This window comes from Acidovorax temperans (assembly GCF_006716905.1).
Lineage (GTDB): Bacteria > Pseudomonadota > Gammaproteobacteria > Burkholderiales > Burkholderiaceae_C > Acidovorax > Acidovorax temperans.
This window is the reverse complement of sequence record NZ_VFPV01000001.1, coordinates 1,152,235-1,170,515: the sequence shown is the minus strand read 5'-3', so window position 1 is coordinate 1,170,515 and position 18,281 is coordinate 1,152,235. Positions and strand designations below refer to the sequence as shown.

Annotated in this window: 15 protein-coding genes and 1 pseudogene; 5 read left to right on the top strand and 11 right to left on the bottom strand. The window is 64.6% G+C overall.

What is annotated here, in order from left to right; genetic code table 11:
• The first annotated feature begins 3 nt into the window (after positions 1 to 3).
• On the top strand, positions 4 to 1,329 hold the full coding sequence (hisD, locus tag BDD18_RS05670) for a histidinol dehydrogenase (RefSeq protein ID WP_142081856.1): 1,326 nt from the start codon (positions 4 to 6) through the stop codon (positions 1,327 to 1,329).
• Between the two features lie 156 nt (positions 1,330 to 1,485).
• On the opposite strand, the gene BDD18_RS05665 is transcribed toward hisD, so the two are convergent.
• Both BDD18_RS05665 and garD read right to left on the bottom strand, forming a co-directional pair.
• Positions 1,486 to 2,310, bottom strand: a complete 825-nt coding sequence (locus tag BDD18_RS05665; RefSeq protein ID WP_142081855.1) for an oxygen-binding di-iron domain-containing protein — start codon at positions 2,308 to 2,310, stop codon at positions 1,486 to 1,488.
• Positions 2,311 to 2,463: 153 nt separating this feature from the next.
• Positions 2,464 to 4,041, bottom strand: a complete 1,578-nt coding sequence (garD, locus tag BDD18_RS05660; RefSeq protein WP_142081854.1) for a galactarate dehydratase — start codon at positions 4,039 to 4,041, stop codon at positions 2,464 to 2,466.
• A 95-nt stretch (positions 4,042 to 4,136) separates the two neighbouring features.
• Here garD and BDD18_RS05655 point away from each other — a divergent pair, with 95 nt between their 5' ends.
• The 4 genes and pseudogenes from BDD18_RS05655 to BDD18_RS05640 form a co-directional block, all read left to right on the top strand.
• Positions 4,137 to 5,165, top strand: a complete 1,029-nt coding sequence (locus BDD18_RS05655) for a LacI family DNA-binding transcriptional regulator (protein ID WP_066695079.1) — start codon at positions 4,137 to 4,139, stop codon at positions 5,163 to 5,165.
• A gap of 360 nt (positions 5,166 to 5,525) precedes the next feature.
• Complete coding sequence (locus tag BDD18_RS05650; protein WP_142081853.1) at positions 5,526 to 6,479, top strand: Bug family tripartite tricarboxylate transporter substrate binding protein; 954 nt, start codon at positions 5,526 to 5,528, stop codon at positions 6,477 to 6,479.
• 95 nt (positions 6,480 to 6,574) lie between these two features.
• Positions 6,575 to 7,909: a glucarate dehydratase gene (gene gudD / locus BDD18_RS05645; RefSeq protein WP_142081851.1), complete on the top strand. Its 1,335-nt coding sequence runs from the start codon at positions 6,575 to 6,577 to the stop codon at positions 7,907 to 7,909.
• Positions 7,910 to 7,940: 31 nt separating this feature from the next.
• A pseudogene (locus BDD18_RS05640) lies at positions 7,941 to 8,204 on the top strand (SMP-30/gluconolactonase/LRE family protein); the annotation flags it as partial.
• A gap of 104 nt (positions 8,205 to 8,308) precedes the next feature.
• Here the strand turns inward: BDD18_RS05640 and arsB are convergent.
• The 9 genes from arsB to BDD18_RS05595 form a co-directional block, all read right to left on the bottom strand.
• Positions 8,309 to 9,385 carry an ACR3 family arsenite efflux transporter gene (arsB, locus tag BDD18_RS05635; RefSeq protein WP_142081849.1) on the bottom strand — a complete coding sequence of 359 codons (1,077 nt, stop codon included), beginning with the start codon at positions 9,383 to 9,385 and terminating at the stop codon, positions 8,309 to 8,311.
• 25 nt (positions 9,386 to 9,410) lie between these two features.
• Entirely contained in the window at positions 9,411 to 9,917 is a 507-nt protein-coding gene (locus tag BDD18_RS05630; protein WP_142081847.1) for an arsenate reductase ArsC, read from the bottom strand.
• Positions 9,918 to 9,930: 13 nt separating this feature from the next.
• Complete coding sequence (locus tag BDD18_RS05625; protein WP_142081846.1) at positions 9,931 to 10,422, bottom strand: ArsI/CadI family heavy metal resistance metalloenzyme; 492 nt, start codon at positions 10,420 to 10,422, stop codon at positions 9,931 to 9,933.
• A gap of 29 nt (positions 10,423 to 10,451) precedes the next feature.
• The gene (locus BDD18_RS05620; RefSeq protein ID WP_142081844.1) at positions 10,452 to 10,775 is read right to left on the bottom strand and encodes an ArsR/SmtB family transcription factor; all 324 of its coding nucleotides are present in this window, start codon (positions 10,773 to 10,775) and stop codon (positions 10,452 to 10,454) included.
• A 125-nt stretch (positions 10,776 to 10,900) separates the two neighbouring features.
• Complete coding sequence (locus BDD18_RS05615) at positions 10,901 to 11,590, bottom strand: DUF3334 family protein (protein WP_066695091.1); 690 nt, start codon at positions 11,588 to 11,590, stop codon at positions 10,901 to 10,903.
• A 126-nt stretch (positions 11,591 to 11,716) separates the two neighbouring features.
• Entirely contained in the window at positions 11,717 to 14,443 is a 2,727-nt protein-coding gene (locus BDD18_RS05610) for an EAL domain-containing protein (protein WP_276490457.1), read from the bottom strand.
• Complete coding sequence (locus tag BDD18_RS05605) at positions 14,370 to 15,344, bottom strand: IS5 family transposase (protein WP_142081348.1); 975 nt, start codon at positions 15,342 to 15,344, stop codon at positions 14,370 to 14,372. The genes BDD18_RS05610 and BDD18_RS05605 overlap by 74 nt, the downstream gene beginning before the upstream one ends.
• Positions 15,345 to 15,567: 223 nt before the next feature.
• Positions 15,568 to 16,884, bottom strand: a complete 1,317-nt coding sequence (locus BDD18_RS05600; RefSeq protein WP_244938992.1) for an SPOR domain-containing protein — start codon at positions 16,882 to 16,884, stop codon at positions 15,568 to 15,570.
• 277 nt (positions 16,885 to 17,161) lie between these two features.
• Entirely contained in the window at positions 17,162 to 18,151 is a 990-nt protein-coding gene (locus BDD18_RS05595) for a YcjF family protein (RefSeq protein WP_142081839.1), read from the bottom strand.
• Positions 18,152 to 18,281 lie beyond the last annotated feature (130 nt).

Here is an 18,281-nt window from a genome sequence, read left to right as displayed (position 1 = left end):
ACTATGAAATTGGTAGCTGCTCCCGCTCGTCTGTCAACCGCTGCAGCCACTTTTGAGGCTGATTTTGCAGCCCGCCTGCATTGGTCTGCCGACACCGACGCGGCCATCGAGCAGCGCGTGGCCGACATCCTGGCCGATGTGCAAAAGCGCGGCGACGCGGCGGTGCTGGAGTACACCGCCCGCTTCGACGGCCTCACGGCTTCGCAGTTGTCTGCTTTGGAGTTGACGCAGGCAGAGCTCAAGGCCGCGTTTGATGCCATTCCGCAAGCCCAGCGCGATGCCCTGCAAGCCGCCGCGAAACGCGTGCGCAGCTACCACGAAGCGCAGAAAAAAGCCTCGGGCGAGAGCTGGAGCTACCGCGACGAAGACGGCACCCTGCTGGGCCAAAAGGTCACGCCACTGGACCGCGTGGGCATCTATGTGCCGGGCGGCAAGGCGGCGTACCCCTCCAGCGTGTTGATGAACGCCATTCCTGCACACGTGGCCGGTGTGGGTGAAATCATCATGGTCGTGCCCACCCCCAAGGGCGAAAAGAACGCGCTGGTGCTGGCTGCTGCCTACGTGGCCGGTGTGACCCGCGCCTTCACCATCGGCGGTGCGCAGGCCGTCGCCGCGCTGGCCTACGGCACCGAAACCGTGCCCAAGGTGGACAAGATCACCGGCCCTGGCAACGCCTACGTGGCCAGCGCCAAGAAGCGCGTGTTCGGCACCGTGGGCATCGACATGATTGCGGGCCCCAGTGAAATTCTGGTACTGGCCGACGGCACCACGCCGCCCGACTGGGTGGCGATGGACCTTTTCAGCCAGGCCGAGCACGACGAGCTGGCCCAGTCCATCCTGCTGTGCCCCGACGCCGCCTACCTGGACGCCGTGCAGCGCGAAATCGACCGCCTGCTGCCCACCATGCCGCGCGCCGAAATCATCGCCAAGAGCCTTTCCGGCCGGGGTGCGCTGATCCTGACGAAGGACATGGAAGAAGCCTGCGCGATCAGCAATCGCATCGCTCCAGAGCACTTGGAGGTCAGCAGCAACGAGCCACACCGCTGGGAGCCACTGCTGCGCCACGCGGGCGCGATCTTCCTGGGGGCGTACACCTCCGAAAGCCTAGGCGACTACTGCGCAGGCCCCAACCACGTGCTGCCCACCAGCGGCACGGCGCGCTTCTCCTCGCCGCTGGGCGTGTACGACTTCCAGAAACGCAGCAGCCTCATCGAGGTGAGCGAAGCGGGTGCCCAGGTGCTTGGGAAAATCGCTGCCGAGCTGGCCTACGGCGAGGGCCTGCAGGCCCATGCGCAGGCGGCGGAAATGCGCTTGAAGAAGCAGGGCTGAGTCTCTGCCAACGGCTGACCACCGGCGGTGGTCTGTCGGCCAAGTCGTTAGCGAGGCGGTGAGAGCCCTTGTTCGAGGGGAGGCTCCAAAACTCGTTTGTCGTGCGGCTTGTTGCCAGAAAGCAGGGCCCGCCCGCCGGCAGCCCTGCTCAGAGTGTCAACCCACCTGCCGCAAGGCGGGACGCATCTGGCGCGTCACGGGGTCGATGTGCGCTGTGGGCACCTGGTAGGCACGGTCATCAAACAGGTCGATGCCGCATTTGAGGTTTTCGATCCACGCAAAGAAATCCTGGATGGCTGGCTTGCCCATGATGGGGGCGCCGTGCTGCGGCACGATCATGGCAATGTCCAGTTGCCGGGCCATGTTCACCCACAACCGCAGGACCTTGTTGGACACCATGTAGCGGCGGTGGAAGCCTTCCATGCGGGGAATGTGGGCCTGCAGATCGGTGACGGGGCGGCTGGCCTCGGCGCCGGACATCATCGACACGCCCAGGTCACCCGTGAACAGGATCTTGCTGACCGGGTCGTAGAAATGGAAGTTGCCTTCGGAGTGCATGAAGTGGGCTGGCAACAGCACCAGTTCATGCCGCCCCAGGGGCAAGTGACCACCGCTGTCGGGCACGCCGATGACGCGGTTTTCTGTCTTGCCCACTTTGGTGAAGTGCGGCGCAAAGCGCTCCCACACGCGGGAGATGACCAGCGATGCCTTGGTGCTGGTGAGCCACCGGTCCAGCGAGGCAATGATGTCCGGGTCTGCGTGGGAGGCGATCAGGTACGACAGCTTGTGGGGCGGGAAATGCTTCGTCATCCCCATGAACAGTTCGTTGAACGCCAGGTTGCCGCCCGGGTCGATGATGGCACCGGTGTCATCGTCCACGATCAGGAACTGGTTGGCCTGCACTGCCTGCCCATCCTCCTCGATGAGGTCGGTGAACATGATGCAAGCATGATTCTTGTCGCGATAGAGTTCGATGGACATGGTGGCGCACAGAAGCAATGAAGCGTTGACTGTACGAGTACCCCCAGCAGTGACAGCTGATCAATATCAAGCCGAATTGTTAAAAAAAGGGCGGTGCTGGCTTTGCCAGGCACCTCCCTCCAACGCTGCTACGTGAAAGAGGCCTGCTGCGGCTCAGGTCACCGGCGCCGGGTTGAACAGCACCAGGGCGTTGTGCAGCTTCCAGTGTTCGGCCCAGGTCTTCTTGCGGCCGCTGGCCACGTCCAGCATCAGGTGAAAGAGCTGCCAGCCCACCTCTTCAATGGTGGCCTTGCCTTCGGCAATGGTGCCTGCGTTCACGTCCATCAGGTCGTGCCAGCGGCGGGCCAGGTCGGTGCGGGTAGCCACCTTGATGACGGGGCACTCGGCCAGCCCGTAAGGCGTGCCGCGGCCGGTGGTGAACACATGCAGGTTCATGCCCGCAGCCAGTTGCAGGGTGCCGCAGATGAAGTCGCTGGCGGGGGTGGCCGCATAGGTCAGGCCCCGGGTTTGTAGCTTTTCGCCCGGCGAGAGCACACCCACGATAGGAGCGGAGCCGGACTTGACGATGGAGCCCATGGCCTTTTCGACGATGTTGGACAGCCCGCCCTTCTTGTTGCCGGGCGTGGTGTTGGCACTGCGGTCCACGCTGCCGCGCTGCAGGTAGGCGTCGTACCAGGCCATCTCGCGCACCATGGCTTCGGCCAGCTCGGGGGTGGCGGCGCGGGCCGTGAGCTGCGCAATGCCGTCGCGCACTTCAGTCGTTTCCGAGAACATCACGCTGGCACCAGCCCGCACCAGCAGGTCGGTGCAAAAGCCCACGGCCGGGTTGGCGGTGACGCCCGAGAACGCATCGCTGCCCCCGCACTGCACGCCCACCACCAGTTCGCTGGCAGGCACGGTTTCGCGACAGCGCGCGTTCAGGCGCTGCAGGTGCGTCTGAGCCTGCCGCATGATGGACTCCACCATCGACATGAAGCCCACATGGGCTTCGTCCTGCAGGCACACCACATCCAGCCCCTGCGTGCTGCTGCGCTCGTCCACCACGGGGATGGAGCCGGGGGGCAGCAAACGCTCGGGCTGCAGCTTTTCGCAGCCCAGGCTCACCACCATCACCTCGCCGCCAAAGTTGGGGTTCAGGCTCAGGTTGCGCAGGGTGCGGATGGGAATGATGGCGTCGGGCGCGTCAATCGCCACACCGCAGCCGTAGCCGTGTTCCAGCGCCACCACGTCGTCCACGTTGGGGTAGCGGGGCAGCAGTTCTTGCTTGATGCGCTGCACGGCAAATTCGGTCACGCCCGCCACGCACTGCACGGTCTGGGTAATGGCCAGGATGTTACGGGTGCCCACCGAGCCATCGGCGTTGCGGTAGCCCTCAAAGGTGTAGCCCTCCAGCGGGGGCCAGGCCTGGCCGCGTGTGGTGGCCATGGGCAGGGCGTCCAGCTCGCGCGCCTCGGGCATGGACAGCAGCCGCTCGTGCACCCAGCTGCCCGCCGGAATGTCGCTGATGGCATAGCCAATCGGAATGCCGTAGCGCAGCACCGCACCCCCGGCGGGCAGATCGACCAGCGCCACCTTGTGGCCCTGCGGCACCTTGTCGCGCAGCACCATGCCCGAGGGCAGGGCAGTGCCTGCGGGCAGGCCACCATCGTTGGCCACGATGGCGACGTTGTCGCTGTCGCGCATGCGGATGGTGAGCGGTTTCAGGGGCTCATCGGTGGGGCAATCGGACATGCTGTCTCCTATGATCTGGCACTTCGCGCGCATCCCTCCCCAGGTTGCGCCGGCTTGTGTGATGTGTATGGTACCGGTACCATTTTAAACCACTGATGACTGAAAAAGACAACCCCAGGCGCTCGCGCCGCAGCAGTGGTGCGATCACCCTGCGTGATGTGGCCAAACTCGCAGGTGTGGCGCCCATCACGGCATCGCGGGTGATGAACACCCCCGATCAGGTCTCGCCCGAGGTGCGCCAGCGTGTGCTCGATGCCGTGCAGCGCACCGGCTATGTGCCCAACCGCATGGCGGGCGGGCTGGCGTCAGCGCGCAGCCGGCTGATTGCGGCGGTGGTGCCCAGCACGGTGATGTCGGTCTTCATGGAAACCATCGAGGCGCTCAACAGCACCCTGTTTGATGCGGGCTACCAGCTGATGCTCGGGCAGTCGGGCTACTCCGCCGACCGGGAGGAGTTGCTGCTGGAGGCCATCATTGGCCGTCGGCCCGACGGTATCTTTCTCACCGGCATCATGGGTGCAGGCAAGGGGCGCACGCGCCTGGTGGCCTCGGGCATTCCAGTGGTGGAAACCTGGGACCTGACCCCCACGCCCATCGACATGCTGGTGGGTTTCTCGCACCTTGATATTGGCCGTGCCGTGGCGCAGTTCTTCGTCGCCAAGGGGCGCAAGCGCCTGGCACTGGTCACCGCCGAAGACGAGCGGGCTGCGCGGCGCGCCGCTGCCTTTGCCGAGGCCGCCGAGCAGGCGGGCTTGCCCCCGGTGCATGTGGTCAACGTGGGGGCGCAACGCTCGCTGCGCAGCGGGCGTGATGCCCTGGCCCGCCTGGTGCACGAATGCCCCGAGGCTGATGCCGTGTTCTGCAGCTCTGACTTGCTGGCCGTGGGGGTGGCGACCGAGGCCCGCGCCCGGCAGATTGCCGTGCCCGGGCGGCTGGCGATCATGGGTTTTGGCGATGTGCCCTTTGTGGCCGACATGTTGCCCGCCTTGAGCACGGTGCAAATCAATGGCGCGCACATCGGCAGGCTGGCAGCCCAGTATTTGATGGACCGTGCCGAGGGGCGGGAGGTGGACCCCGCCGTGGTGCAGGTGGACTTCTCCATCGTCGAACGCGATACGACCTGAATTTTTTGCCGGCGGTGGCAGGCCCTTGGGCTCGTGGTGCTGGCAGAAGTGCACTCAAAAACTTTTCAGAATTTCGGGAATACCCTGAGTTGTACGACATTGACGGCCAATTTTGGTACCGCTACCATTTACCCGTCTGAATTTGGTAGCGGTACCAAAACTTACCGGGTCATCGGCAAGCCAGACCCTTCGGTACCCAGGCCAGGCGCCACCACCTTGAGTAATGCGACCACCGCCAGGGGTTCTTGAAGTGGAAAGGCCTGTGGTGCTGGTAGAGGCTGAGGCCCCGCGAACCAACCCTGAACCCACCCAGCCGGTCGCCCGAATGCCGGTGCTCTCATTCAACCCAAGGAGACAAACATGAAGAAGCTGTTGTGCGCGGTGGCTGCTGCGTTGACCATGACCTCGGCCCTGGCCTGGCCCGACAAGCCGGTGACCATGGTCGTGCCATTCCCCCCCGGCGGCTCCACCGACCTGATTGCTCGCACGCTCATCCCCAAGCTGCAAGACAAGGTGGGTGGCACCTTCATCGTGGACAACAAGGCCGGTGCCACGGGCACCATCGGCGCGGGCGCGGTGGCGCGCTCGCCGGCTGACGGGCACACCCTGCTGGTGACCTCGCTGGGCCCGCTGGTGATTGCCCCCCACCTGCTGGCCAAGGTGCCCTACGACGCGCTGAAGGACTTTGACTACCTCACGGTGGCGGTGCAGGCGCCCAATGTGCTGGTGGTGCCCGCCGCATCGCCCCACAAGTCGCTGGCCGATGTGATTGCCTTTCACAAGGCCCAGCCGGGCAAGATGACCTTTGCCTCGTCGGGCAACGGCAGCAGCGACCACCTCACGGCCGAGCTGTTCTGGCAGCAGACCAACACCAGCGGCGTGCACGTGCCCTACCGTGGCGGTGGCCCGGTGATGACCGATTTGCTGGGCGGCCAGGTCGATGCCTCGTTCATGAACATCAACACCGCCATGCCGCAAATCCAGGCGGGCAAGCTCCGGGCGCTGGCCATCACCAGCGCCAAGCGCTCGCCCCTGCTGCCCCAGGTGCAGACGCTGGAAGAGGGCGGCATCAAGGACGCCAACGTGTACTCGTGGCAGGCCTTTGCCGCGCCGCGCGGCCTGCCCGCCGATGTGAAAGCCAAGCTGCACGCCGCCATCGTGGCCGGGCTGAACGATGCACAGGTCAAGCCCAAGCTGCTGGACCTGGGCTTTGAAATCGTGGCCAACACGCCCGAGCAGTTCGCCGCCTACCAGGCCGCTGAATTCGCCCGCTGGAAGAAGCTGATCGCCGACCGCAACATCAAGGCCGATTGATGTGCCTGCCTGCGGGGCCCGCTGACGGGCCCTGTGGGCGGCAGGTTGCCGCGACGGACAGCAGCCCCTCTTTTTAACTACTCCTCTCTCTGACCATGACCCCGTCTTCCACCCCCGTTGTGACCGAACTGCGCGCCATTCCCGTGGCGGGCCGCGACAGCATGCTGATGAACCTGAGCGGTGCCCACGCGCCGTTCTTCACCCGCAATCTGGTCGTGCTCAAGGACAGCGCCGGCAACACCGGGGTGGGCGAGGTGCCCGGCGGCGAAAAAATTCGCCAGACGCTGGAAGACGCCCGCGAGCTGGTGGTGGGCCAGCCGATTGGCGCCTACCAGCGGGTGCTGCAGCGCATGCAGCAGCAGTTTGCTGACCGGGATTCCGGTGGCCGGGGCCTGCAGACCTTTGACCTGCGCACGGCCATCCATGCCGTGACGGCGGTGGAATCTGCCTTGCTCGACTTGCTGGGCCAGCACCTGAACGTGCCCGTGGCCGCGCTGCTCGGCGAAGGCCAGCAGCGCGATGCCGTGGAGATGCTGGGCTACCTCTTCTACATTGGCGACCGCGAAAAGACCGACCTGCCTTACGCCACCGACCCGGGCGCTGACAACGACTGGTTCCGCCTGCGCCACGAAAAGGCCATGACGGCAGAGTCCATCGTGCGCCTGGCCGAGGCCGCGCGCGAGCGCTATGGCTTCAACGATTTCAAGCTCAAAGGCGGCGTGCTGCGCGGCGATGAGGAAGTGGACGCCGTGGTGGCGCTGCACGAGCGCTTCCCCGAGGCCCGCGTCACGCTCGACCCCAACGGCGGCTGGCTGCTCAAAGACGCCATTCGCCTGGGCGAGAAAATGCGCGGCGTGGTGGCCTATGCCGAAGACCCCTGCGGTGCAGAAGAAGGGTTCAGCGGCCGCGAGGTGATGGCCGAGTTCCGCCGCGCCACCGGCCTGCCCACGGCCACCAACATGATTGCCACCGACTGGCGGCAGTTCACCCACGCGCTGTCGCTGCAAAGCGTGGATATTCCGCTGGCCGACCCGCACTTCTGGACCATGGCGGGTTCGGTGCGCGTGGCGCAGACCTGCCGCGACTGGGGCCTGACCTGGGGCTCGCATTCCAACAACCACTTTGATGTGTCCCTGGCCATGTTCACCCATGTGGGCGCCGCCGCACCGGGCCGCGTCACGGCCATCGACACCCACTGGATCTGGCAGGACGGCCAGCGCCTGACCAAAGACCCCCTGCAGATCGTGGGCGGCCATGTGCAGGTGCCGCAGAAGCCGGGCCTGGGCATCGAGCTGGACATGGTGGAAGTCGAGAAGGCCCACCAGCTCTATCTGCAGCATGGCCTGGGCGCGCGTGACGACGCCATCGCCATGCAGTACCTCATTCCCGGCTGGAAGTTCAACCACAAGCTGCCCTGCATGGTGCGCTGAGCAGGCCCTGCCACTCCTTGCGTCGGCTGCCCTGTGGTGCGGCTGGGGCAGCAACGGCGCCCTGCAGGCCGAGCCGGTGGAGCAGGGCGGCCGCAAGGTCTACCCGCTCAAGGGCAAGCCCGAAGACCTGGATGGCGTGATGGTGTTCAACCCGCAGGGCAAGCCACTGGCCCACATCCGCCTGCCCGAGCGTTGCGCCAACCTGTGCTTTGGCGGCCCCAAGCGCAACCGCCTGTACATGGCCAGCTCACACTCGCTGTACGCCCTGTATGTGGAAGCCCACGGGGCGGTGTGATGCGTGGGAAGGGTGCTGAAGCAGTTTGATGCCAAAAGTGCCTCCAGCGCTTATTTAGTAAGCGCTGGCAGCTATCATTTTTGATGTTCTGGGCGGTGCCTTCCTTACGCAGTGCGCTCGTACCAGCCCTTGCTGCGGTTGACGATATGCACCACCAGCAGCATCACCGGCACCTCGATCAGCACCCCCACTACCGTGGCCAGCGCGGCGCCAGAGTGAAAGCCGAACAGGCTGATGGCGGCGGCCACGGCCAGTTCAAAGAAGTTGGACGCACCAATCAGCGCCGAGGGGCAGGCCACGCTGTGCTTTTCACCCACTGCGCGATTGAGCCAGTACGCCAGCCCTGCATTGAAGAACACCTGGATGAGGATGGGCACGGCCAGCAAGGCGATGACCAGCGGCTGGTTGAGAATGGCCTGGCCCTGGAAGGCGAACAGCAGCACCAGTGTGGCCAGCAGCGCGCCGATGGACCAGGGGCCAATGCGTGCCAGTGCAGCATCGAGCGCCGTTGCACCGCGTGCCAGCAGGGCGCGGCGCAGCGCCTGGGCAATGGCCACGGGGATCACGATGTACAGCACCACCGAGGTGAGCAGTGTGTCCCACGGCACGGTGATGGCCGACACCCCCAGCAAAAACGCCACCAGCGGTGCGAAGGCCAGCACCATGATGCTGTCGTTCAGCGCCACCTGCGACAGGGTGAACAGCGGGTCGCCCCCGGTCAGGCGGCTCCACACAAACACCATGGCTGTGCACGGCGCGGCTGCCAGCAGGATGAGCCCGGCAATGTAGCTGTCGATCTGGTCTGCGGGCAGCCACGGGGCGAACCATTGGCGAATGAACAGCCAGCCCAGAAACGCCATCGAAAACGGCTTGACCAGCCAGTTCACCACCAGCGTGACGCCAATGCCGCGCATGTGCTGGCGCACTTCTCCCAGCGCGGCAAAGTCCACCTTCATCAGCATGGGGATGACCATCACCCAGATCAGCACACCCACGGGCAGGTTGACCTGGGCGACTTCCATGCGCCCGATGGCCTGGAACGCGCCGGGCCACAACTGCCCCAGCCCAATGCCCACCACGATGCACAGGAACACCCAGACGGTGAGATAGCGCTCGAACACGCTCATGCCCTGGATGGCGGGCGCGGCGGGGGGGCAGGAAGTGGGCGTGGTGGTAGACATGGGTAACAGGGCGAGAAGGTGGGTATCAGTGGCTGGCCAGATCGCGCGCGGTGCTTTGCAGCATGGCGTGGTGCAGCTTTTCGTTGGGCAGGCTGATCAGCAGCGACAGGCGGCGCTGGATGGCGTGCAGGGTCTTGCGGAAGGCTTCGAGCTTTTCTTCGTCGCTGCCATTGCCTTCGGAGGGGTCGGCATACCCCCAGTGGGCGGTGGCCGGGTGGCCGGGCCAGAAGGGGCAGACCTCGCCAGCGGCGTTGTCGCACACGGTGATGATGAGGTCCATGTGGGGCGCGCCGGGGGCGGCAAACTCGTCCCAGCTTTTGCTGCGCAGCCCTTCGGTGGAGATACCGGCTTTTTGCAGCACCTGCAGGCCCAGTGGGTTGGGCTGCTGGTTGTCACGCGGGCTGCTGCCGGCGGAATAGGCCTTGAAGCGCCCTTCGCCCATGGCGTTGAGCAGCGCTTCGGCCAGGATGCTGCGTGCCGAGTTGTGGGTGCACAGGAAGAGAACGTTCAGAGGGGTGGCGGATTCGGTCATTCGGGGCCTCAGGTCAGCAGCAATGGGAAGAAGAGGATTTGGATGGGCCGCAGCACGCGGCCTGTGTGGTGGCCTGGGGTGCAGCGGTTGCTTTGGGGGTGCAGCAGGCGCCTTGCGGAACCGCTGCCGCTTCATTGAACACAGGAATGTTTTCGAGCGTGTGAAAGTGTTCCCACGCCACGCCCTGGGGGTCGGTGATCCAGTGCTTTTCGCTGCGGGCGTAGCAACAGGTGGTGGCGCCCTCGTCCAGCAAAGCCATGTCGGCGGTCGTGGCGCGTTCCTTCAGCGCCGCCAGTTCGGCCGCGTCATCCACCTGAAAGCCCAGGTGGTCCAGCCCTGCTTGCGCACCGCGCGTGGAGATGGCGAAGTTCACGCGTGGGTCTTCGAGCATCCATTTGGCGTAGTCGGCCTCCACGCGGGTGGGGGCAGCGCCAAACAGGCGCGAATAGAAGGCAATGTTGGCGGCCAGATCATTGACGTGCAGGTGAACGTGAAAGCGCTTCATGGGGATCTCCCGGGGTGAAAAAGGGGGGCTCAGCAGGCGCAGTGGGTGGTCTGCGCGGGCAGGCAGGCCTGGCCCTGGCAGCAGTTTTCGGTGAGGTAGCCCATCAGCGCGTTCATGCGCTCGAACTGGGCGCGGTAGATCAGGTGGCGGCCAGCGCGCTCTTGTGCCACCAGGCCGGCGTTGGTCAGTTCCTTCAGGTGGAACGAGAGGGTGTTGGCCGCCACACCCAGGGCATCACTCAGGGCCGAGGGCGTCATGCCCTCGGTGCCGGCCACGACCAGGGCGCGAAAAATCTCCAGGCGCGAGGCTTGGGCCAGCGCCGCCATGGCTTTGACAACATCATTGGTTTCCATAATTCAATAATAATCGAATTATGGAAGTAAAGGCAAGAAAAAAAGCACCGGGGTTTCCGGTGCCATGATCGTTGGGCCGCGTGTGGCAGCCTGCAGGTGTGCGGCAGGTGCTGTCGCCGCTGTCCTTACATGCCCAGAGACTTGAGCAGGTCGTCGGTGTCACTGTCCGTCGCGGCGGCAGGTGCTGCAGCAGCGGGCGCGGGCTGGTGGGCCTGGGCCATCAGCGCGTCGGGGTCGGGGGTTTCCTGGGGCTCGAAGTCGTAGAGCTTGATGAACTCGGTGCGGTCGATGGCCAGTTCCAGGTAGAAGATGTTGTTGTTGCCGGTGTAGAAGGTCACGCGGCGGGCCTCGGGGTTGTCGAGGTTGGCGTCCACGCTCAGCATCACCTGCTTGTTCAGCACCAGCATCTTGGGCTGGTTCTGGGTGATGTGGGTTTGCAGTTCGCGGCGGATCTTGCCGGTGAAGTCGCCCACCACCTGGTTCATCAGTTCGCCCATCACGTTGCTGACTTCATCAGACGTGTACGAAGACACCAGGTCTTCCTTGGACATGCCCATGCTCAGCAGGTAGCTTTGGTACAGCTCCATCGCAGCGGAGGCAGAGAAGTTGATGATGACCAGGCCCGAGAATCCGCCATCGAACAGCACAAAGCAGCCAATGTCTGGCTTGAGGCAGGTTTTGGAAATGCGCTGCACCATGCCGGAATAGTGCACCTGGCTTTGCGTGGCCACGGAGAGTACGCGCGTGACGGAGTTGCACAGGCTCATCAGCAGGTCTTCGGTGCCGAATACGACGGATTGATCAGGGAGGCTCATGATGGCGATGTGCGTTGCGTTGATTGGGAACAGTGCCCGCTAGCATAGGCCATGAAGGCGTTGCCCGCCATCAGCGCTGCTCCGTGGGTGGTGCCCTGCGCAACACAGGGGTCGCGCAGGGGCCGTTCAAGCCTTGGGTGTGCTGCCGGGGGCTGTTTCTGTGGAGGGTTGCTGCAGCCAGCGCTGCAGCAGCACCTGCGGTGGCAGGGCCTTGGAATAAAGGTAGCCCTGCGCTTCATCGCAATGCAGCTGCGCCAGCAAGGCCGCCTGCGCCGCAGTCTCCACGCCTTCGGCCACCGTCTCCAGCTTCAGCGCCTTGGCCATGCCGATCACGGCCGTGACGATGGCGCGGTTGCCTGCATGGGTGTCCATGTCGCGCACGAAGGACATGTCGATCTTGAGCTTGAACACGGGAAAGCTCTGCAGCCGCTCCAGCGACGAGTAGCCGGTGCCGAAGTCGTCGATGGACAGGCAGAAACCCGCCTGTACCAGCCGCGAAGCCGCATGGCGCGCCTTTTCGGGCTCGTTCATCAGCGCAGATTCGGTCATTTCCAGCTCGATCATGCTGGGCTCCACCCCTTGCGCGCGCACCAGGTGGAGTGCGCGCTCCGCAAAGCCTTCGTCCATCATCTGCGCTGCGGACACGTTGACCGCCACGCGGGGCACCACCGCCGCGCCCGCTTCCTGCCAGTAGCGAATGTCGCGCGCGGCCTGGGCCAGCGTCCAGTCGCCCAGCTCATTGATGAGCCCGCGCTCTTCCGCCACCGGAATGAATTCGGCCGGGCTGATCCATTGCCCCTCTTCGTCGCACCAGCGCGAGAGTGCTTCCACGCCGCAGAGCGTGCCGGTGGCCAGGTGCACCTTGGGCTGGTAGTGCAGCTGTAGTTGCGAATGGGCCAGTGCATGGGCCAGCTTGGCGCCCAGCGAGATGCGCCGCTCCAGCTTCAGGCCCAGTGCCTCGGTGTAGAGCAGGCTGCCGCCGCCACGCCCCTTGATGTCATACATGGCAATGTCGGCGTGCTTGAGCAGGTCTTCCACGCTGTCGCCATGCTCGGGGAACAGGGCCACGCCGATGCTGGCGCCTACCTCAAACTTCAGGCTGCCGAACACCACCGGAAGGCCGATCGCGTGCTGCAACTGCTTTGCCCGCTCCAGTGGGTCTTCGCCGGGTGCGAGCTTGTAGGTGCACATGAATTCATCGCCCCCCACGCGGGCATAGACGTCGTTCTTGGCACAGGCTGAACGAAACCGGGCCGCCAGCTCGCTGAGCACGTTGTCACCCACGATGTGGCCATGGGTGTCATTGATTTCCTTGAAGCGGTTGAGGTCCACAAACAGCATAGCGGCCGCCACCCCTTCTTGCCGGGCCTGGTCGAGCATTTGCTGCGCCAGCATCATGCCGTTGGTGCGGTTGGGCAGGCCGGTGAGCGAGTCGTAAAACGCCAGGCGCTCCATGGCGTGCTCGGTGGCCTTGCGGTCGGTGATGTCCAGCACCGTGCCATAGCCGCGAATGGGCTGATCTTGGCGGTCTTTTTCAATCACGCCGCGCATATCCACCCAGCGCACGCCGGGGCTCGATTGCACCCGGCATTCAAACCGGAAACGACCCAGGCGCAAGCCAGCGTTCCATTCGCCATCCACCCGAACCCGGTCGTCCTCGTGGATGGAGGTCAGAAATTGCGCATAGGTGAACGGCTTGGTCATGGGCCAGCCAAAAAGCCGTGCCGCCTGGGGGGTCAGGGTGATGGGGCCGTCGAAATGCGTCTGCCAGGTGCCGATGTTGGCCACCGCCTGGGCGTTGAGCAGGTCGCGCGTGAGCTGTGTTTGTTCGCGCAGGTCTTCAAACACCAGCAGCAAGCGCTGCTCGTCGCCGTCTTCGGTCTTGGGCAGTGTGTGGGCTGTGATGCTCACGGGGACGGCCAGCGGGTTGTGGTGGGGGCGCACCTCCAGCGTCTCGCGCGCGCTTTGCTGGCGCATGGCGGCATCAATCAGCGCAGAGATGTGGGCCACATCCATCACATTCGACAGAGGGCAGCCGCGCAGGCTGCTGGGGGCGAAGCCAAACAGGTTTTGAAACGCCCGGTTGGCAAACACCACCTTCAGATCGGACGTGGCCACCATCGTGCCGTAGGGCAGGTTGTCAAACGCCGCGCCATAGTCGCGCAGGTCGGCAATCAGATCGTCGCGGTGGGCGATGTAGCTGTCGATGGCCAGCCCTACATCGAGAAACACCACCTTGATGAGCGCCTGGAAGGTGTGCATCAGCTCTTCGGTCTGTGCTGCCCCCATACCCTTGGCAACGCGCGGCAGCAGTTCAGTGAGGTAGTGGCTGTAGGCCCCCAGGTACCAGCCCGGGGACAGGCCTACCTTGGCGTGCGCCAGGCCGACACGCAGGCGGTCTTCAAGGTAGGGGCGGTCATACACGCCTGCCACCAGGGCCTTGAAGTAGGTGGATTGGGCCTTTTTGAGGCGGTTCAGTGTGGACTCGTCGGGAATGAGCGCGCGTGTTTCCCCGAAGGACAACAGATGGTCGTAAAACGATTCCACGAACCCCGGGGTTTGATCGCCCAGCAAAGAATGCAATCCGCGCAGCGTGCGCTCATCCTCGGGGGTTAACGACAAAAAATCCTTGCGGCGTTGAAAGTCGCGATTAAGGCTACGCTGAACAAGCCCTCGAAATTTCCCGCGCGAACGCGGAAGACGCCATTTTTTGGATTTTGTGGCCTCTTGCGCCGCCCATTTGGGCCGTTCGCAGGGCCTTGAGGCCCGATTTCCACCCTTACGGGCGCACCTGTCCCTGCAGGCGCCCTCGGGCAAGGTAGATGTTGGCCAGCGCCAAGGCCGTGAACGCACGCGTGGCGTTCTTTTGCAGCCCGCGATAGCGCACCTTGGTGAATCCCCACAGGCGCTTTACCACCGCAAAGACATGCTCGACCCGAGCGCGCACCCGTGACTTGTTGCGGTTCTTGGCCCGCTGAACTTCGTCCACCTCGCCCGCACGGCGGGTGCGCTGGTTGGTGAAGTCCTTGGCCCTGGGGGCTTTGCTCGCTATCAGTGTTTTCTGGCTGGCATAGGCCGAGTCGCCGTACACGCGTCGCTCATTGCCATGCAGCAGATCGGGCAGTGGGTGTTTGTCGTGCACGTTGGCCGCCGTCACCACGGCGCTGTGCGCCAGCCCGCTTTGGCTGTCCACCCCAATGTGCAGCTTCATGCCGAAATACCATTGCTGGCCTTTGCGGGTCTGGTGCATGTCGGGGTCGCGCGCCTTGTCGGCGTTCTTGGTAGAACTGGGCGCGGCGATGATGGTGGCATCCACGATGGTGCCGGTGTTGACCTTGAAGCCGCGCTCCTGCAATTGCTGGCCTACCTTGGCAAACAGGGCTTCGCCCAGTTTGTGCTCATGGAGCAGTTTGCGAAACTTCAGCAGCGTGGTGGCGTCGGGCACGCGTTCGCGGCCCAGGTCAATCCCCACAAAGCGGCGCAGACTGGCACTGTCATACAGAGCCTCCTCGCACGCCAGATCGGCCAGGTTGAACCAGTGCTGCAGGAAGTGGATGCGCAGCATGCGCTCTAGGCCAATGGGCGGGCGGCCGTTGCCTGCCTTGGGGTAGTGCGGCTCTATCACCTGACACAGAGCGGCCCATGGCACTATTGTCTGCATGGTCCGCAAGAACTCTTCGCGTCGGGTGGGTTTGCGCGAATGCTCGAATCCGTTGTCTTGATCTGCGGCCATTGCCAGGGTCTGCTGCTTCATCTGCGGATAACGTTTGACCCCCCTCAACGGTGGACCTTAATCAGCGTTGCCTTAAGTTCCACAGGCTGCCTGTAAATTGCTGATTCGGGCGTGGAGAGAATGCTCCGCGCCTATGTTGTATCAATTTAACACCGGGTGCTATTTTTGGTTACATAAAGTAACCTTGTAGCGGGGTTCGGTATTGACGAAAGAGGTTTTGTCAACTGATGTTTTCCCGTGAGGGCTACTTGCGGAACACCACGGCTTCCAGCCCCAACGCTTTGACTGTGGCGGCGCCGGCCTCTGCCTCGCTGCGCGACGCATAGGGCCCCACCCGCACGCGCACGCGGGTGCCCTTGGCGCCATCCAGCGTCTGGCGAAACGCGGGCAGCCCCTCGTTCAGCAGCCGAGACTGCGCCTTGCGCGCATTGCTTTCGTCGGCAAACAAGCCCACGTTGATATAGAAGCCGGGCGCCGAGCCGACGGTCGCAAGGTCCTCCGCAGGCGCTTTGGCTGCTGCGGTTGGCTTGGGGCGTGCAGGTTCTGCGGACTTGGTGGCAGAAGCCGTTTTGGACGCGGCGGGCGCAGGGGCATATGCTTTGGCGGGGGCGCTGGCCTTGCTGGCGGGCGGGGGCGCCTTGGTTTTCTCGTTGTTCGCTGCCGTTGGTTTGGCGCTGCGGGGGGTGTCGGGCGACTGCGTGTTGGTTGCGATGGCCTGACTGGCTGGCTCGGTCGGTGCGGGGGGGGCTGCTGGTGCCGACGCGCTGGAGGAGGGTGCTGTGGCGGGCAGGGGTGCGGAGGCAGCTAAGGCCGCGATACCCGCATCTGGCTCGGGCCGCGGTGCCTGGGCAGACACAGGCGATGCCGCCACTGAGGCGGTCACGGCAGTGCGGCTGGCGGTGGCCAGCGTCGGTTCGGGCTGGTTCCAGGATGCCGAGCGGCTGGCGGGCTGTTGTACAGCGGCAGCGGGCTGCGCTGCAGGCGTGTCAAAAAGGCCTTGGGGAAACAGCACATAGGCCAGCAAGGCCGCAGCCACGATGAGTGCGTGCCCGCCTATCACGCCATGCAGCCGCTTGCGCGAAACGGCCTGCGCGGCCAGCAGGTCGCAGGCCTGCGGAATGTTGGCCGAGGCGGCCAGGGCGCTGGTCACGCGCTTGCGAATGTCGGCGTGCAAGATGGCGTGGGCGTACAGCCCCGGGATGACGCTGCCCACCACGGCAAAGGCACCCACCACGCCCCATTCCACCGCTTGCGGCCATTGCAGCAGCGGGCGGCCCACGCCAAACACCAGCAGTGCGACACCCTCTGCGGCCGCCACATAGACCAGCGCGGCGCCCCACAGGCGCCGGAACACCATCCACCCCAGTGTGAAGAAGCAGGCCGACCAGTGCCAGCTCGTCAGCGTGCGGCCCACGGCGTCCAGCCGGGCAAACACGGGCATGTAGCGCTCGGTGTTCACCGGCCCCAGGGCCGCCCGGTACAGGCTGGTGATGGCCTTGTCGGAAGGAGACTCCAGGGTCATGTGGGCAACGGTTGGTGTGGTGACCAAAGGGGCGGGCATGCCGCATTCTGGCATGCCGCTTCAGCGTCCAATGCGGGGAAAAGCACGGGTGGCGTGGCGCAGTAGCGCGGCCCACCGCTGCGCATAAGAATCCCCCGCCGGAGACTGCGGCTGGAGCATGGCAGCGGCTAAGCGGGGCTTGCTAAAGGATGCCCCAATTTTGAATCAAATAAGGGCCTGGCGCTTTGGCAGTAAGCGCTACCAGCTATCAATTAAATAGCGAGTCAACGCGGAAGCTTGCGCATTCTGGGCAAAGGCGCGCCTCGGGGAGAGGGGCTCAGGCGCCTCGCACCATCGACATGATTTGCCCCGCATCCAGCGTGGCGGCCTTTTGCCGGATTTGCGGCAGGTATTCGGTCTGCAACTGCTTGGCGGGGCCGAGCATGTCTTGAAAGCTCTCGCGCAGCATGGCGGTGCTCATCACCCGCCCGCCAGCGTAGTAGCGCTTGGCCACCTGCCCCAGCGCGTAGGTGGTGGCAAACGAAAACGCCATGCCGGTGGCGGCCTGGCCGATGTTGCCCAGCGTTTTGCCAGCCACCTTGCCCAGCAGGCCACCCAGCAGCTTGCGGCCAAACTGCTCGACGTATTGCGACGCCATGCCCACCCCGGCCGCGGCGATGAATTCCTTGATGTGCCCCCGGTCCAGCTCCACGCCGTGGGCCAGGCCAATGGCGTGCACCATCTTGATCTGCAGCGGAATGATGGCCATGGAAGCCCACGACTGCGGCAGCAGCTCCAGCGCGCCATTGAGCAGCGCGTAGTTCAGGATGGATTTGTCCAGTTCCGCGTCGCGCTGCACTGCGGCGGCCGAGGGGCCGCTGGGCACGGCTGCAGGCACCGGCACTGGCAAGCCGGGTTTGGTAGCGGTGGTTGCGGTAGCGCCGTCCAGGGCGTTGAGCAGGGCTTGTTCTTCCTGCTCAAAGGCGTCGGTGGCTGCGCCGCCCAGTTGCAGGGTCTGCTTGAGATGGGCCAGGAATTCACGCTCGGTAGGCGTCTGGCGGCCATCCACATCGCACACGCATACGGCCATTTCGTAGGCGAGCTGGCGGTGGGTGGGGTCTTGCAGTGCGGCGGCGGCTGATTCCAGGCTGGTGCGGCGCAGCAGCACGTCCTGGTACAGGCGGGGCAGGTCGGGCATGTTGCCCTCGGCTGCCAACGATTGCGCAATGCGGCGAATCTCCTCGCGCTCGGTGTCGTCTTTGGCGCCATCGGCAAAGGCGGCCAGCATGGCAATGGTGAGGACGGACTGTTGCTGCTGCAGGTTCATGGGAGGGCTCTTTCCACGGTCAATTCAAGGGAAGTGCGCGCGGGTGGCGGGCCGAGCGCGGGCGTTAGCGTGGCATATCGGGGGGATCGGCGCGCTATCAATGGCTGGTGGCGTGGGGTTTTTGGTGGTG